The organism is Burkholderia ambifaria AMMD (assembly GCF_000203915.1).
GTDB lineage: Bacteria > Pseudomonadota > Gammaproteobacteria > Burkholderiales > Burkholderiaceae > Burkholderia > Burkholderia ambifaria.
On record NC_008390.1, the window covers coordinates 836,509 to 850,033 of the forward strand.

At 62.6% G+C, this 13,525-nt stretch carries 10 protein-coding genes; all 10 read left to right on the plus strand.

All coding sequences use genetic code 11. From position 1 onward, the window contains the following. The first annotated feature begins 184 nt into the window (after nt 1-184). The 10 genes from BAMB_RS03810 (at nt 185) to BAMB_RS03860 (ending at nt 13,521) form a co-directional block, all read left to right on the plus strand. Nucleotides 185-1,630: a mannose-1-phosphate guanylyltransferase/mannose-6-phosphate isomerase gene (locus BAMB_RS03810; RefSeq protein WP_011656134.1), complete on the plus strand. Its 1,446-nt coding sequence runs from the start codon at nt 185-187 to the stop codon at nt 1,628-1,630. Nucleotides 1,631-1,699: 69 nt separating this feature from the next. Then, the gene (locus BAMB_RS03815) at nt 1,700-1,948 is read left to right on the plus strand and encodes a hypothetical protein (RefSeq protein WP_011656135.1); all 249 of its coding nucleotides are present in this window, start codon (nt 1,700-1,702) and stop codon (nt 1,946-1,948) included. Next, nucleotides 1,948-3,276, plus strand: a complete 1,329-nt coding sequence (locus BAMB_RS33355) for a methyltransferase domain-containing protein (protein WP_011656136.1) — start codon at nt 1,948-1,950, stop codon at nt 3,274-3,276. The genes BAMB_RS03815 and BAMB_RS33355 overlap by 1 nt, the downstream gene beginning before the upstream one ends. Further along, the gene (locus BAMB_RS03830) at nt 3,276-7,001 is read left to right on the plus strand and encodes a glycosyltransferase (protein ID WP_011656137.1); all 3,726 of its coding nucleotides are present in this window, start codon (nt 3,276-3,278) and stop codon (nt 6,999-7,001) included. The genes BAMB_RS33355 and BAMB_RS03830 overlap by 1 nt, the downstream gene beginning before the upstream one ends. Before the next feature lie 12 nt (nt 7,002-7,013). Then, nucleotides 7,014-8,054, plus strand: coding sequence for a GDP-mannose 4,6-dehydratase (gene gmd / locus BAMB_RS03835; protein ID WP_011656138.1), 1,041 nt, complete (start codon nt 7,014-7,016; stop codon nt 8,052-8,054). Further along, nucleotides 8,032-8,949 (plus strand): NAD-dependent epimerase/dehydratase family protein, encoded by a 918-nt coding sequence (locus tag BAMB_RS03840; RefSeq protein ID WP_011656139.1) that lies wholly within the window; start codon nt 8,032-8,034, stop codon nt 8,947-8,949. Before gmd ends, BAMB_RS03840 begins: the two co-directional genes overlap by 23 nt. A 246-nt stretch (nt 8,950-9,195) precedes the next feature. After that, the gene (locus BAMB_RS03845; protein WP_041491099.1) at nt 9,196-10,272 is read left to right on the plus strand and encodes a glycosyltransferase family 4 protein; all 1,077 of its coding nucleotides are present in this window, start codon (nt 9,196-9,198) and stop codon (nt 10,270-10,272) included. A gap of 8 nt (nt 10,273-10,280) precedes the next feature. Then, nucleotides 10,281-11,537 carry a glycosyltransferase gene (locus BAMB_RS03850; RefSeq protein ID WP_227739455.1) on the plus strand — a complete coding sequence of 419 codons (1,257 nt, stop codon included), beginning with the start codon at nt 10,281-10,283 and terminating at the stop codon, nt 11,535-11,537. Further along, on the plus strand, nt 11,534-12,499 hold the full coding sequence (locus BAMB_RS03855) for a UDP-glucose 4-epimerase family protein (RefSeq protein ID WP_041491100.1): 966 nt from the start codon (nt 11,534-11,536) through the stop codon (nt 12,497-12,499). Before BAMB_RS03850 ends, BAMB_RS03855 begins: the two co-directional genes overlap by 4 nt. A gap of 5 nt (nt 12,500-12,504) precedes the next feature. After that, complete coding sequence (locus tag BAMB_RS03860; RefSeq protein ID WP_011656143.1) at nt 12,505-13,521, plus strand: MraY family glycosyltransferase; 1,017 nt, start codon at nt 12,505-12,507, stop codon at nt 13,519-13,521. Nucleotides 13,522-13,525 lie beyond the last annotated feature (4 nt).

The following is a 13,525-nucleotide window of genomic DNA, read 5'->3' on the forward strand; positions in this document are numbered from 1 at the left end:
GAGGGCCAGGCCCGTTCCCGGCGGTTGTCCGGCGCGCCCGGCAGTTTCCGGGGAAAGGAGTTCGCCGGCTATAATTCGCATTTTGGTCCGGTTTGGCCGGACTACACCGAGGCCGTGGCGTATTGAGGCAAATGGCGAAGGCGTTGACCTTGCCAACGGATACTAAATCTCTGGAGTGTATGTGATGTTAATCCCCGTCATCCTGTCCGGTGGTGCTGGCACGCGACTGTGGCCCGTTTCCCGCGAAGGGCATCCCAAACCTTTCATGAAGCTCGCCGATGGCGAGAGCTTGCTCGTGAAAACTTACCGGCGGGCGGCAGCGGTGGTTGGCGGCGATGCGGAATCGCAGCGCGGAGAACTCCTGACGGTCACGAACCGCGACTACTACTTCATGAGCAAGGACGAGTTCGGCTATGCCGCGCTCGGCAATCAGCAGTCCGGTGTATTCATGCTCGAGCCCGCCGGCCGCAACACTGCCCCTGCGGTGGCGATGGCGGCGCATCATGTAGCGGACAAATACGGCCGGGATGCGCTGATGCTGGTGCTCGCAGCCGATCATCTGGTGCAGGACCAGCAAGGTTTCGCAGCCGCCGTGTCAAGCGCGGTCGAACTGGCGAAGCAGGACAAGCTGGTCACGTTCGGAATCGTGCCGACGAGCCCGGACACCGGCTTCGGCTACATCGAAGCCGGTGAAAGCGTCGGTGGCGGCCGCGCCGCGGTGCGCTTCGTCGAAAAACCCGACGCGGTGAAGGCCGCCGAATACGTTGCGGCGGGCAACTACTTGTGGAACTCGGGCATGTTCTGCTTCAAGGCCGGCGTCATTCTCGACGAGATGGCGCGTCACGCTCCCGACGTTGCCACGGCCGCCGATGCGTGTTGGGCGTCGCTGCAAGCGGACAAAGGCTCTGCACAGATGCTCGAGATTCCCGCCGAGTCGTTCGAGAAGATGCCCGACATCTCGATCGACTATGCAGTGATGGAGCGTTCGTCCCAAGTGGTGGTGGTGCCGTCCAGTTTCGGCTGGAGCGATATCGGCTCGTGGAACGCCGTACGCGAGCTGGTCGCGCCGGATCAGGACAGCAACCGGGCCGTCGGCGAAGCGATCTTCGTCGATAGCCGGAACACATACGTGCAAAGTCAGGATCGCGTCGTGGCTGCGGTTGGCGTCGCCGACCTGATGATCGTCGATACGCCGGACGCGCTGCTGGTTGCGCATCCGGATCGCGCGCAGGACGTGAAGCAGGTTGTCGCTCGCTTGAAGAAGCAGAATCACGACGCGTACAAATTGCATCGCACCGTGAGCCGCCCGTGGGGTACCTACACGGTGCTTGAGGAAGGCCCGCGCTTCAAGATCAAGCGCATCGAAGTCAAGCCCGGCGCGAGCCTCAGTTTACAGATGCACCACCATCGCAGCGAGCACTGGATCGTCGTGTGCGGGATGGCCAAGGTCGTCAACGGCGATCAGGAAATCTTCGTTCGAACCAACGAATCCACCTACATTCCCGCCGGTCACAAGCACCGCCTGGAGAATCCCGGCGTGCTGGACCTCGTGATGATCGAGGTGCAGAGCGGCGAATATCTGGGAGAAGACGACATCGTTCGCTTCCAGGACGTGTACGGACGGGCTTGAGCCGGGAATGATGACAGCCCGGTGCGTTGCCGGGCTTCATGGCGCGGCTGGGGGTGTTTTTGACCGACGATGATCAGCTCGCGGGGCGGGCGTGCCCGGTGGTGTGATGCCGACAACGGCTCCGCATACAGCATCCACCTGTATGCAGGCATGTTGCCGCGGACGAAGCGCATCAAAATTGCCGGCCGCGCCCGAAGCGCGTTTTTCGACAACGTCGATCTGATCAAGAAGCTGAGATTCACCCGGCCCCGCTTGCCGGTGATGGATAATTTCGTCAGTGTGGCCTGGCTGCAGACGATGGTGAGGAGTTTGCCGTAGTGGATAGCTTTTATCGCGCGTTTGAAGATCAGCATCGAGGCTCAAGGGAACTGATCAAAAGTCGGCTGGCGAAATACCAGCCGTTCATTGCGCCCCTTGCGACGCTCCATCCGGGCGGGAAGGCGTTCGATCTGGGTTGCGGCCGCGGTGAATGGTTGGAGCTGATGGTCGAATCGGGGTTCAGCGCGCTGGGCGTGGACCTCGATGCCGATATGCTGCAAGCGTGTCGGGAGCGCGGTCTGCCCGTATTGCAGGGCGACGCGATCGAGTATCTTGCGGCGCTCGATTCGAATAGCCATGCGCTCGTGTCGGCGTTTCACGTCGTCGAGCATGTGCCGTTCGAGCAAGTTCAGAGAGTCGTTAGCGAAGCGTTGCGTGTACTGAAGCCCGGCGGGCTGTTGATCCTCGAGACGCCGAATCCGGAAAATGTCGTCGTTGCGGGCTGCAATTTCTATCTGGACCCCAGCCACAATCGGCCGATTCCTTCTGAACTCCTGAGTTTCCTCGGCAAGCATGCCGGATTTGCCAGAGTCAAGCAGCTTCGACTGCAGGAACCCCCTGCGCTGCACGAGGCTGGCGCGCGGATTCGTCTTCTCGATGTACTCGGCGGCGTAAGTCCCGATTACGCGATCGTTGCCCAGAAATCCTGCAGCGAAGCAGAGGCCGGATTGTTCGACGAAGCGTTCCATGAGGATTATGGGCTGTCGTTAGCCGAGCTTGCCGCGCGTTTCGACGCAGGAGCCGCCCGGCAGCACGAGCACGCCGCCGAACAGATCCAGCGGACCCAGGCCGAAGTGCGGCGCCTTCATGGCGAGCTGGGCGTGATCCACGAAGAACTGACCCGCACCCGCAGCGAACTGACGCAAGCTGTCGATGAACTGGGGCAGGTCCGGCGCGACCTCGGCCGAGTCCGGAGCGACCTGGGGCAAGTGAACGGCGAACTGAAGCGGGTCCACGACGAAGCACAGCACACCGCCGGGCAATTGCACGCGGTCTATGGCAGCACGTCATGGCGTATCACTGCGCCCATGCGAAACGCCGTCACGTTCGCGCGTAGCGCGAAAGGGACGTGCAAAGCCGGAGTGCGGCGCGTGCTGTTCAAAAGCGTCGCATACGTTAACCGCAATCCCCGCCTGCGGCGATTGGCGGTGCGAGCGTTGGGCGCGATGCCCGGCGTGAAGCAGCGACTCGTTCGGATCATCGTTGGGGCTCCTATGCAGCCTGCGTATAGAAAACCGATAGACGATGATGGTTTGACACCCCGCGCGCGCGAAGCGTACATGGCACTGAAGTCAGCCTTCGCGCCCGACAATGGGGATATTGAATAATGCGTATCGTTGTTGACATGCAAGGGGCGCAGAGCCTCAATTCGCGCAATCGCGGCGTGGGCCGTTACACCGAGTCCATCGTCAAGGCGATGATCCGGAATCGCGGCGATCACGAAATCGTACTGGCGCTCAACGGCGCGTTCGATGAGTCCGCCCGCATCCTGCGTGAGCAGTTCGAAGCGTTGCTGCCGAAGCAAAACATCCACGTCTGGTATGCGGCAGCCCCCGTCGCCCATGCAGATAAAGCCAATCGCTGGCGCCGAGAGTCCAGCGAATTGACCTATGAAGCGTTTCTGACGAGCCTGCGGCCGGATTTCATTTATATCGCCAGCTACTTCGAAGGCTTCGGCGACGATTCGATTACGAGTATCCACGCGCTTCAGACGAATGTTCCGGTCGCGGTCACGCTGTACGACCTGATTCCGTATCTGTATGCCAAGCCTTATCTGGAGAATCCTCTTTTCAAGGATTGGTACCTGGAGAAAATCGAACATCTGCGTCGCGCGGATTTGTGGCTGGCCATCTCCGAATCGTCGCGCTCGGAAGGGATCGAGCATCTCGATCTCTCCCCCGAATGGTCGGTCAACATGTCCGCCGATGTCGACGCGTGGTTCCGTCCCGAGCAGGTTCCTTCCCAGCGCGAAACGGCGTTGCGCAGCAAGTATGGTCTGACGAAACCGTTCGTGCTCTATACGGGTGGTATCGATCATCGCAAGAACGTCGAGGGCATGATCCGCGCGTTCGCCTTGTTACCGCCCGAGTTGCGGCAGTCGCACCAGTTGGCGATCGTATGCTCGATTCAGCCGGCGAGCCGCGATGCATTGATGCGCCTGGCCAAGCAAGTAGGCTTGGACGCGGCCGATGTCGTGTGCACGGGTTTCGTGCCCGACGAGGATCTGTTGGCCCTTTACAACTTGTGCCGCTTGTTCGTCTTTCCTTCATGGCATGAAGGGTTTGGCTTGCCGGTGCTGGAGGCGATGCGTTGCGGCGCACCTGTAATCGGCGCGAATACGTCGAGCGTTCCCGAGGTCATTGGCTGGGACGATGCGTTGTTCGATCCCAAATCCGACGATGCGATTGCGAACCAGATGCAACGTGGCCTGACGGATGACAGCTATCGTCAGGCATTGATCGAACACGGAAAGCGCCAGGCCGGCAAATTCTCGTGGGATCGCAGCGGACGGTGCGCGCTCGATGCAATGGAGCGGCGGCGTGAGGCGTGGCTCGCCGAAGCGCGCGAGCCGGAAGGCCAGTCGCGACGTCCCAAACTGGCTTACGTGTCGCCATTGCCCCCGGCCCGCACGGGGATTGCGGATTACAGCTCGGAATTGCTGCCGGAGTTGTCGCGCTTTTACGATATCGACGTGATCGTCGATCGGGATGCAGCGACGGAAATCCAGTCCGGTCCGTTCGCGCACGTCTCGGTGAAAACGCCGGCCTGGCTGCGCAAGCATGCGGATTCGTACGATCGGGTGCTCTATCATTTCGGGAACTCGTCGTTCCACGAGTACATGTTTCCACTACTGGAAGCCGTGCCGGGTGTGGTTGTGCTGCACGATTTCTTTCTATCGGGCGTACTCGCGCACATGGCCATTCACGGGAATCGTTCCGACTTGTGGTCCAAGGCGCTGTACGATGCACACGGATATGGCGGCCTGAGAGCGCGCCATCTGAGCGCGGACATCGCGGACCCCGTCTGGGAGTATCCGTGCAGCCTGGGCGTGATCCAGAAGGGGCTGGGTGTGATTGTTCACTCGCCCAATTCACTGCGACTGGCGCGCCACTGGTACGGCGGCGATGCGGCCGAATGGACCGTGATTCCGCACATGCGCGACGCGACTACCGCGTCGAGCGGCGAGGAAGCGCGCGACGCACTGGGAATCGGCAAGGACGACTTCGTGGTATGCGCGTTCGGCGGGCTCGGGCCGTCCAAGCTGAATCATCGGCTGCTCGATGCGTGGAGCCGCTCGTCCCTGGCGCGCGATCGGGCTTGTCATCTGATCTTCGTCGGAGAAAATCAGCCGACCGAATATGGCGAGAAACTCGCGCGCACCATTCGACAAATGGCCGCGAAGGATCGCGTCCGCATTACCGGTTGGGCCGATGCGCAAATGTTCCGCCGGTATCTGGCGGCGGTCGATGTCGGCGTCCAGTTACGGACGCTGTCGCGCGGTGAGACGTCGGGAACGGTGCTGGATTGCATGAACTACGGCAAGGCGACGATCGTCAACGCCAATGGAAGCATGGCAGACCTGGATCGCGACGCTGTGTGGATGCTGCCGGACGAGTTTTCCGACGAGCAACTGATCGACGCGCTGGAGACGCTGCGGTCGGATCCGGCGCGCCGCCAACGGATGGGCGCGCGCGCCCGGGAAATCATCGTGACCGCTCATGCGCCCGACGTCTGTGCGCGACAGTATCGCGATGCCATCGAGCGCTTCTATCTCCGGGCCAATGCGAATCCGCTCGTACTCTCTCGCGCAATCGCGCGTCGAGCCGGTCAAGCGAGCGACGACCAGTTGCGCACGTGGGCGCTGACCGTGGCGAGGAGCTTCGTTCCCCGTAACGAAAAACGGCAATTGTTGGTAGACATCTCCGAGCTCGTGCAGGTGGATGCCAGAAGCGGGATCCAGCGGGTGGTGCGCAATCTGCTGAAGGAATGGCTGGATTCTCCGCCCGACGGATTCAGGGTTGAGCCCGTTTATGCCACCACCAAGGACTCCTATCGCTATGCGCGCGACTTCACGGCGAGGCTGATGGGATTCGAGGACGGCTGGCTGCAGGACGAACCGATCGACTATGCGGCGGGAGACGTGTTCGTCGGCCTGGATCTGCAACCGCGCGTCGTTCCGGCACAGCGGGCGTTCTATCAAAACATGCGATTGCAAGGGGTGCAGGTCAAGTTTGTCGTCTACGATTTGCTATGCGTGCTGCTCCCTCAGTACTTCGTTCCCGGCGCTGCCGATGGTTTTACGGGCTGGCTGGATGTCGTGGCGGAAAGCGACGGAGCATTGTGCATTTCGCAGGCCGTGGCCGCGGACTTGTCGTCATGGCTGGCGGCGCATGCACCGCAGCGGGCACGGTCTTTCGAGATCGACTGGTTCCATTTGGGCGCAGACATCGAGAATTTCACGACGTCTTCGGAAATCCCGCGCGACGGCGGCAAGGTACTTCAACACCTGCGTAATTGCCCGACGTTCCTGATGGTCGGGACGCTGGAACCTCGCAAGGGGCATGCCCAGGTTCTGGATGCGTTCGAGCAGCTGTGGCGCGACAACGAGAACGTCAACCTGGTCGTCGTGGGGCGACAGGGGTGGATGGTCGAGGATCTGGTCGCGCGGTTGCGATCGCACACGGAACAGGGGCGCCATCTGTTCTGGCTGGAGAATGCATCGGACGTATATTTGGAGAAAATCTATGGTGCAAGCTCGTGCCTGATTGCGGCCTCCTATGGTGAAGGCTTTGGTTTGCCGCTGATCGAAGCCGCTCAGCACGGATTGGCGATCATTGCGCGCGATCTGCCGGTGTTTCGTGAAGTGGCGGGCGAGCATGCGTTTTATTTTTCCGCGCAGGAAGGGCATGATCTGGCGACGGAGATCAAGGCATGGCTGGAGCTTCGGGCGAAGCAACAAGAGCCGGCGTCTCGCGGTATGCCGTTCATGACTTGGGCGCAGAGTGCTCGCCAGTTGGTAAAAATTCTCACGCGCGACGAAGCGTATTCTTAAAGTAGGACCATTATGTCTAAGAAAACCTCCATCATCACTGGCATCACCGGACAAGACGGTGCTTATCTGGCCGAGTTGCTGCTCGACAAGGGTTACACGGTTTACGGTACCTACCGCCGCACCAGCTCGGTGAACTTCTGGCGCATCGAGGAACTGGGCATTGCCAAGCACCCGAACCTCCATCTTGTCGAATACGACCTGACCGATCTGTCGGCGAGCATTCGCTTGCTTCAGACGACCGGGGCCACGGAGGTTTACAACCTCGCGGCGCAGAGTTTCGTCGGCGTGTCGTTCGACCAGCCGGTCACGACCGCGGAGATCACCGGCGTCGGTCCGTTGAACCTGCTCGAGGCGATTCGCATCGTCAATCCGAAGATCCGCTTCTATCAGGCAAGCACTTCCGAAATGTTCGGCAAGGTCCAGGCGATCCCGCAGATCGAATCGACGCCGTTCTACCCGCGCAGCCCGTACGGCGTGGCCAAGCTGTATGCGCACTGGATCACGGTGAACTATCGCGAGAGCTACGACATCTTCGGCTGCAGCGGGATCTTGTTCAACCACGAGTCGCCGCTGCGCGGCCGCGAATTCGTCACACGCAAGATCACCGACTCCGTTGCCAAGATCAAGCTCGGGCAACTCGACGTCCTCGAACTGGGCAACATGGATGCCAAGCGCGACTGGGGCTTCGCGAAGGAATATGTCGAAGGCATGTGGCGCATGCTGCAGGCAGACGAACCGGACACGTTCGTGCTGGCCACGAACCGTACCGAGACCGTGCGCGATTTCGTGCGCATGGCGTTCAAGGCGGCTGGTGTCGACCTCGAGTTCAAGGGCAGTGACGAGCAGGAAATTGCCGTCGATGTCGCCACCGGCAAGACGCTGGTCCGCGTGAATCCGAAGTTCCATCGGCCGGCCGAAGTCGATCTGCTGATCGGGAATCCCGAGAAGGCGAAGCAGAAGCTGGGCTGGGAGCCGAAGACGACGCTCGAGGAGCTGTGTGCGATGATGGTTGAAGCGGACTTGCGACGAAATGAGCGCGGCTTCTCGTTCTGATGTCCCGCGCGCGCTGGTAACGGGCCTCGGCGGCTTTACCGGCGACTATCTCGCGGAGTCGCTGCGGGCGGCCGGGTATCGCGTGTTCGGCACGACACACGCGGCCGACACGATCGAACCCGATACGTATCGGGTCGATCTGTGCGACCGGCCGACGCTCGCGGACGTCGTCGCGGAAGTGCAGCCCGACATCGTCGCGCATCTTGCGGCGGTGTCGTTCGTCGCCCACGGCGACGCGGACGCGATCTATCGTACCAACGTGGTCGGTACACGGAACCTGTTGGAAGCGCTCGCGAATCTGGAGAATCGTCCACGCGCGGTTTTGCTGGCGAGCAGTGCGAACATCTATGGCAACGCGGCGGTCGAGATCATCGACGAATCGATCGAGCCGAATCCCGCCAACGATTACGCCGTCAGCAAGCTGGCGATGGAATACATGGCGCGCCTGTGGCGCGATAAGCTGCCGATTGTCATCGCGCGGCCGTTCAACTACACGGGCGTCGGGCAGTCGCCGCAGTTTTTGCTGCCGAAGATCGTCGGTCACTTCCAGCGGGGCGAGCGTGTGATCGAACTTGGCAATATCGACGTCGAGCGAGATTTTTCCGACGTACGTCGCGTGGCGGACGCCTATCGGCGACTACTGGAGTTGTCGCCGGCCGGCGGTGTGTTCAACGTCTGTTCGGGGCGCGCGGTGTCGCTGAAAGCGGTGATCTCGATGATGGAACGGATTGCCGGCTATGCGATCGAGGTACGCGTCAATCCCGCATTCGTACGCGCGAACGACGTGCGTCGACTGCAGGGCAACGATGCGCGGTTGCAGGCTGCCATCGGGCCGCTTGAGGACATTCCGCTGGAGAACACATTGCGCTGGATGTTCGAAGAGGGGCGTGGGTGACAGTCAGTCTCGGTCCGGGGGCATTGGCACCGCGCAGTGCGTCAGTTTCGCCGGGGCAGTGTTTGCGGTTTGTCGAACATGCAGGGCACGGCGAGGTGTCGAGGTCGCGCGGCGCGGATGCGCGATTCTTGGCGCGCGGCGGTAGGCTTCGTATCGCCGGGGTGTACGGAGAACACGCTCATCGTCTCCGGCGCCGTACCGGGCGGACCCTGTCGCTTATGAGTCGGTTCGCATGAGGAGTATCGCGTGAAGTTGGGGGTGGATATCACCTGGATGGTAGGCAACTACCGCGGCATGGGTCGATTCGCTCGGCAACTGGTGGAGCCCGTCGGCGCGTCGGTACTGGGTCTGGCTCCGAGCGGCGTGCATGCCGACGAATGGCCGTGCGTGAGTCAAGGGCACGGTTTCTTTCCGTGGTGGGAGCAGGTCGAGTTGCCGCGTTTGTGCCGCGAGCAGCGACTCGACTATCTGCTGTGTCCGTATAACACCGGGCCGCTGCGGTCCACCGGTAACACGCGGGTGGTCGCGGTCATCCATGATCTGATCTATATGGAGCCTTGGCACGTGCTGCCGCCGGCGCGATCGGTTTATCAGACCGTCGGACGCGTCTATCGTCGCCATGTGGTGCCGCGGCTTGTGCGTCGGGCCGACGTCGTGCTGACCGTCTCGCGATTCACTCAGCGGGAGCTGGTCAAGAAGTTCGAGTTGCGCGAGGGGGACGTACGCGTTGTTCCGTGCACGATTTCCGACGACTGGTTTGAGCCGCCGGTGAGTCGCACGGCGCGCCAACCGTACTTGTTCACTGTGGCTGGCGAGGTGCCGAGCAAGAACGTCGGTCGCCTGCTACAGGCGTTTGCGATCGCCCGCCCGGCGCTGGGCGACGACGCGCGGCTCAGGATCGCCGGTATCAAGGCCGAACATCATGCGCATTTTCTCGGGCTTGCGGATTCGCTCGGGCTGACGAATGCCGTCGAGTTGCTCGGTTACGTGTCGCGCGAAGAACTGCGCGAGCAGTACCGGCAGGCTCGCGCGTTCGTCTTTGCATCGTTGTTCGAAGGCTTCGGGATTCCGCTGCTGGAGGCGATGGCGTCCGGCACGCCGGTCGCATGCAGCAATACCACGTCGATGCCCGAGATAGCGGGCAACTGCGCGTTGCAGTTTGATCCGCGTTCGGTTGAAGACATGGCGGAGCAGATCCGCGCGATATGGGACGACAGTGCGCGATTCGAGGTCGCGCTCGGCGATGGCGTGAATCGGGCTCGCACGTACTCGGAGTCCGCGGTGCGTCCGTCGATCGAGGATTTTTGGGCGGGTCTCGCATGAGTCGGGACATGAAGAAACTGCTGGTGCTGGCTCCCCGGTTTCCCTACCCGGTAATCGGCGGAGACAAGTTGCGGATCTATCACCTGTGTCGGGTGCTGTCTCGTCACTACTCGCTGACGTTGCTGAGCCTGTGCGAGGCCGAAGAAGAGCTGCACGCCGAACTGCCTGACGACGGCGTTTTCGATCGGGTCGAACGGGTCTATCTGCCGCGCTGGCGCTCCTACGTCAATACGTTGTTCGCGTTGCCTACGCGCACACCGTTGCAGGTGGCGTACTACCGGAGCAGGGCGTTTGCGGCGGCCGTCTCCCGGCTGCTGCCGTCGCACGACGGCGCATTGGTTCATCTCGTGCGTTGCGCCGAGTACGTGCGCAGGTCGGACAAGCCGCGCATCCTCGAGATGACTGACGCGATCTCGCTCAATTACAGTCGTGTCAAGCAGCTCCGGAATGCGCGCGGGCTCAAGTCGCGTGTGTTCGGTATCGAGGCGAAGCGTCTGCTCGACTACGAGCGTGCCATCGTCGACGATTTCGACCTGTCGGTGCTGGTTTCGAAGACCGACCGCGACTATCTGTTTCCCGGTGCATCCGCGACGAATGTGATGGTTTGCTCCAATGGCGTGGATCTGTCGGGACTGCCGTATACGGTGCGGAATATGTCGAGCCGGGTCCTGATCTTCATCGGCGACATGCGCACGGTACAGAACCAGGACATGTGCCATTTCTTTGCGGAGACCGTGCTGCCGCTGCTGCGCAAGCGTGGCGATTATCGCTTCCGGCTCGTAGGCTCCATCGCGCCCGCGCTGGCCGAGCGGTTTCGTGCGTACGATGGTGTGGAGGTGACGGGGCGGGTCGCGTCGGTCGCGGAGGCAGCGTCCGACGGGGCCGTCGGTGTATGCCCGATGCGTATCGGTGCGGGCGTGCAAAACAAGATCCTCGAATACATGGCGCTTGGTTTGCCAGTCGTCACCACGTCGCTGGGACACGAGGGCCTGCGCGCGAAGTGCGGCGAGGAGCTGCTGATCGCGGATACGCCGGAAGAATTTGTCGAGCGCATCGAGCAGGTCGTTGCCGACGAGGCTTCCGCGGTCGAGATGGCGCGGCGTGCGCGGGCATTCGTCGAGCGAGAGCATGGATGGGAGCGGATGGTCGCGCCCCTCGTCGAGAAGGTCGACGCGTTGCTGGCCATGCCGGCGCCAACCGGGGCTCGCGGCGATCTCGCGTCTTCTTGCGACGACGCCAGCCGGTCCGACGGGAGGCTGCGATGATGCGCCTGGTCATCACTGGCGCGAACGGCTTCGTCGGCCGGGCCGTCTGCCGTCGCGCGCTGGACGCCGGGCATACCGTTACCGCGCTGGTGCGACGCCCTGGCGCATGCATCGACGGCGTGCGCGAATGGGTGCACGGCAGCGCCGATTGGGAGGGGCTCGACGCGGCCTGGCCCGCCGACCTCGTCGCCGATTGCGTGATCCATCTCGCCGCACGCGTACATGTGATGCGCGACGATTCGCCCGATCCCGACGCCGCATTTGATGCGACCAATGTCGCGGGCACGCTGCGTCTCGCCGAAGCCGCGCGCAAGTACGGCGTGCGCCGAATCGTATATGCGAGCAGCATCAAGGCGGTCGGCGAGAGCGACAGCGGGGCGCCGCTGTCGGAAAGCTGGCCCGCCGACCCGCAAGACGCATACGGCCGCTCGAAGCTGCGTGCCGAGCAGCAACTCGCGCGGTTCGGCACGTCGGCCGGGCTCGACGTCGTCATCGTGCGTCCGCCGCTGGTCTATGGCCCGCATGTCACCGCCAATTTCCTGCGGATGATGGACGCGGTTGCACGCGGGATGCCGCTACCGCTCGGTTCCATCTCCGCTCGCCGCAGCATCGTCTACGTCGACAACCTGGCCGACGCGCTGCTACAGTGCGCGACCGACCCGCGGGCGGCCGGCGAGTGCTTCCACGTTGCCGACGACGATGCGCCGTCGGTTACCGGCCTGCTGCGTCTGGTGGGCGATGCCCTCGGCAAACCGGCGCGGCTGCTGCCGGTCCCCACGGCGGCACTACGCGCGCTCGGCAAGCTGACCGGCCGCAGCGCGACGATCGACCGCCTGACAGGCAGCCTGCAACTCGACACGGGCCGCATCAAGCGCGTACTGGGCTGGCAACCGCCGTATACGACTCGTCAGGGCCTCGAAGCGACCGCGGCATGGTATCGTTCGCGCGATATACAACAGTAGCCGACATGCCTCTCCCGATATCCACGTGGCCCGCCGTGATCGCGGTGGCGCTGGTCGCTGCCGTCGCATCGACGGCCATCCTGCGCATGCTGCTCGCGACCGGCCTCGCGTGGCGCCTCGCCACCGACATTCCAAACGATCGTTCGCTCCACACGCTTCCGACGCCGCGCGTCGGAGGTTGGGGCATCGTGCCGGTCTGCGTCGTCGCGCTGCTGGTTCTGACGCCGCACCTGTGGCTGATTGCCGCCGCTGCCGCGGGGCTCGCCGCGTTGTCTCAGGTCGACGACCGGCGCGGCTTGCCTGCCCGCGTGCGGTTCTCGGCGCATCTTGCGGCGGTCGTCGCGCTGATCGTCGTTTTTCCTGCCGACGCGCCGTGGTGGCTGCTCGCAGGCGTCGGTTTCGTGATGGTCTGGCTGACGAACCTGTACAACTTCATGGACGGTGCCGATGGCCTCGCGGGCGGCATGGCGCTATTCGGCTTCGTCGCATACGCTGTCGCGGCGATGATGGGCGCGAATCCATTGCCCGATCTCGCTGTGGCTGGCGCGGCGGTGGCCGGCGCCGCCCTCGGCTTTCTGCTGCTCAATTTTCATCCGGCGCGGCTGTTTCTCGGTGACGCGGGTTCGATTCCCCTCGGTTTTCTGGCCGGCGCACTGGGCTACTGGGGCTGGCGTACCGGTGTCTGGCCCATTTGGTTCCCGGCACTCGTGTTCGCGCCCTTTATCGCTGACGCATCTGTAACACTTTTGAGACGTCTGTTACGAGGCGAAAAGTTCTGGCAAGCCCACCGGGAGCACTATTATCAGAGGATGGTCCGAGCGGGCGTAGGTCACCGCCGGACTGCTGTTTATTGGTACCTCATCATGCTCGCAGGCATAATCGTGGCCGTGTGGGCAAAGGGCCGCCCGGAATGGCAGCAATGGTTGTCGTTCTTCGCGTGGTACGGCGTCCTGGCATGTCTCGGATTGGTGATTGACATGCGCTGGCGCCGGTTCCAGTCGGCAGCCGAAAACAACTCCTGAGGTT

Bases quoted from the DNA above. Each gene is read 5' to 3' on its own strand.
- BAMB_RS03840 (WP_011656139.1), top strand. From the start codon at position 8,032: ATGAGCGCGGCTTCTCGTTCTGATGTCCCGCGCGCGCTGGTAACGGGC.
- BAMB_RS03830 (WP_011656137.1), top strand. From the start codon at position 3,276: ATGCGTATCGTTGTTGACATGCAAGGGGCGCAGAGCCTCAATTCGCGC.
- BAMB_RS03815 (WP_011656135.1), top strand. From the start codon at position 1,700: ATGATCAGCTCGCGGGGCGGGCGTGCCCGGTGGTGTGATGCCGACAAC.
- BAMB_RS03855 (WP_041491100.1), top strand. From the start codon at position 11,534: ATGATGCGCCTGGTCATCACTGGCGCGAACGGCTTCGTCGGCCGGGCC.
- BAMB_RS03860 (WP_011656143.1), top strand. From the start codon at position 12,505: ATGCCTCTCCCGATATCCACGTGGCCCGCCGTGATCGCGGTGGCGCTG.
- BAMB_RS03810 (WP_011656134.1), top strand. From the start codon at position 185: ATGTTAATCCCCGTCATCCTGTCCGGTGGTGCTGGCACGCGACTGTGG.
- gmd (WP_011656138.1), top strand. From the start codon at position 7,014: ATGTCTAAGAAAACCTCCATCATCACTGGCATCACCGGACAAGACGGT.
- BAMB_RS03850 (WP_227739455.1), top strand. From the start codon at position 10,281: ATGAAGAAACTGCTGGTGCTGGCTCCCCGGTTTCCCTACCCGGTAATC.